Origin of the sequence: Okeania sp. SIO3I5 (genome assembly GCF_010672085.1) — a bacterium.
GTDB lineage: Bacteria > Cyanobacteriota > Cyanobacteriia > Cyanobacteriales > Microcoleaceae > Trichodesmium.
Genome location: NZ_JAAHHT010000471.1, coordinates 1 through 2,650, shown reverse-complemented (window position 1 = coordinate 2,650; position 2,650 = coordinate 1). Strand labels below are relative to the sequence as shown.

General features: G+C 41.3%; 1 protein-coding gene. It reads right to left on the bottom strand.

What is annotated here, in order from left to right; translation table 11 throughout:
* Positions 1-120: 120 nt before the first annotated feature.
* A complete protein-coding gene (ltrA, locus tag F6K40_RS39730; protein WP_293145684.1) occupies positions 121-1,965 on the bottom strand; it encodes a group II intron reverse transcriptase/maturase in 1,845 nt (614 codons plus the stop codon).
* Between the last annotated feature and the right edge of the window lie 685 nt (positions 1,966-2,650).

Sequence of the window (2,650 nt, the reverse complement as noted above, 5' to 3'; positions counted from 1 at the left end):
AACAGACTAAGCTGAACGAATGACTCAGGGCGGGTTGAGTTAAACTAAGCCAGGTAAGTTACCCTACCCGACTCGTCTTCAAAACCGTGCGTGAGACTTTCACCTCACACGGCTCCTCTCTTAGACATCCCTTGTCATGGGTACATCTTGCTTCAGCGTTAACATATCGTTAATCCATAAATAACCTTCAGGTAAGTCCTGTAACTTTGGTTCTGGATATGTTTTATTATCTAAAGCAGTTTTAGTATCGTGGCAATGTCGGTGCAACAGTTGTTTATTTTTATAGTTGTTACTACCTTTTTTAGACTTAGGAATGATGTGGTCAATCTCTATTAAGTCCGTTGGTCTAAAAGTTAATCCACAAAATGCGCATTTATTCTTTTGCCGTTTTAGCAGCGTTGTGACTTCTTTCCTTACGCCTGGGTGTTTGCCGATTCTACTACTCCAATAAGTCCAGTTGCCGTCATAGGGTGATTTATTACCTTTCACTTTGATGTGTCGTACAATAGGTACATCCGAGTGTAGGTTTAGTATATATTCGCCGTCGTTAAGTACCCAATTTCTAGTTTCTTTAACGTTGAGGAAATACTTTTTCTTTACCCATTTAGCCGACTTATTTGGATGCCTTCTACTTACCCATCTCCATACTCTTTTCCATAAGAGACTATCAATTTCATCGAATATCTCTTTACTGACTACGGTTGAGAAGTAGTTAGCCCATCCTTTTATTATCGGGTTTAACTTAGCTATTAGAGCTTTAGTAGTGGCGGTTTTGTGGGAATCGCAAATATCCGCCAGCTTCCGATAATGAGTTTTTATACTCTTGGAGGATGGTTTAATCAGGGTTTTAAATCCTTGTTTGGTTGACTTAACCTTCCATTGCCTGATTGTAAAACCTAAGAAGTCAAATCCAGGTTGATTTCCTTCATATTCCTCCAAGGTGTGGGCAATTTTGGTCTTTTCTGGTTTTAGTTCTAATCCTACCTGGTTTAACCATTCCTGTATTACGGTCTTTGCTTGCAGAACTACTTTGACATCTTTGTGTAGGATAACAAAGTCATCAGCATAGCGTATTATAGATAGTGCGCATTGATTTTTTTGCTTATTTCCTGGTAGGGTTTCAGCAAATTTGTTTAGGCACTCTTCCATACCGTGTAAAGCGATGTTTGCTAGTAAGGGTGATATTACCCCTCCCTGTGGTGTACCTTCCACAGTGTTTGAGAATTGTTTATTGTCAAATACCCCTGATTTTAACCATTGTTTGATTAGCCGTTTATAGGGTGTTTGACCTACTTTTCTCAGTAGCGCATCATGGTTAATTCGGTCAAAACATTTTGATATATCAGCATCTAGCACATATTTTGGTTTGTGATTGATACTGATATAGATTGCTTCAATAGCATCATGCGTTGACCGTCCTGGTCTAAAACCATAGCTATTAGGTTCAAAACGTGCCTCCCATTCTGGTTCCATGCCCAACTTAACCAAAGATTGTAACGCCCTATCATACATAGTAGGTATGCCTAGTGGACGTTTTTCATCCCTCCCTGGTTTTGGTATCCAGACTCTACGGGTTGGACTTGCTTTTAGATATCGCGTGTTTAATAAATCAACCAAGTTAAGTCTCTGCATAGGAGGTAGATTCTTGATACCATCTACACCCGCAGTTTTTTTACCCTGGTTATCTTGGGTCACGCGCCTAACAGCTAGCAACCTAGCGTGATGACTTTTGGTCAGAAGTCTTTGGTATTTACGCATCTTGCGGATTTCGCCACGGCTGGATGCTCTGTAAATTAATTTTTGCAACTTAAATACATTCTTCTCAACCCGTCTCCAATTAATATCTCTCCATTTGAGATTTGGATTAATACAAACCGGGTCTGGTATATCGTCTGTATCCCATGCCACGCTTAAAAAGGGCTTTGGATTACCCAATCTTCTTTTTAGTGTTTTAGCTTTATTCACTGCTAATTATTACCTTACATTACGTCTAACAGTGGGTACGTCAGCTTTTGGAGCTTTTTACCCAATCCTACTCTCCCTAAGACCTACGTCCAGATGCGTAGATTGACCTTGAATGGCTTCCCAAGATTTCGACCTGTATTCTTAGGTGTCTTAGAGAGGTTTCCTCGTTCCCTTATTCCTTTGTTACGGCTGATTTAGTGGGATAAATTCTCCCGGAGGGGGGTTCGATATGGTTGTCAATAATTCCGATGCGATAGAATTATCCATTGACCCTCAGACTTGCGTCCTTCATTCCATAGCTACCTTCGGAATGGCTTTCCATAACGAGAGTTTAATTACCTTCCTGTTCGTCCACTTGTCAGCCTTTGCTTGCGGTATTGTTCCTGGTAACTGGTCCGCATCCCGCTTTTAAACCAGCTTCGGAGATTGATGTTCAGTCTCTACTCCGTGGTCTATGCTGTCAACCCAACAACGGGGCAGATGGAATTTCACCATCAAGGTAATAAGAGTTATTCACAAGTCGAGGTTGTCCTCGTGTATTGACTTGGAACGGCCATTTATACCCAGTTTTACTGGTTTAGTGGCCAACGAGTCGCACCACATCGCTGAAATCTGCTTCCTTTTTACAGGAAGTCTGACGTTTTCTCCGTGTCCGAAAATAATCGACCGTTGACCCTCGGCGACT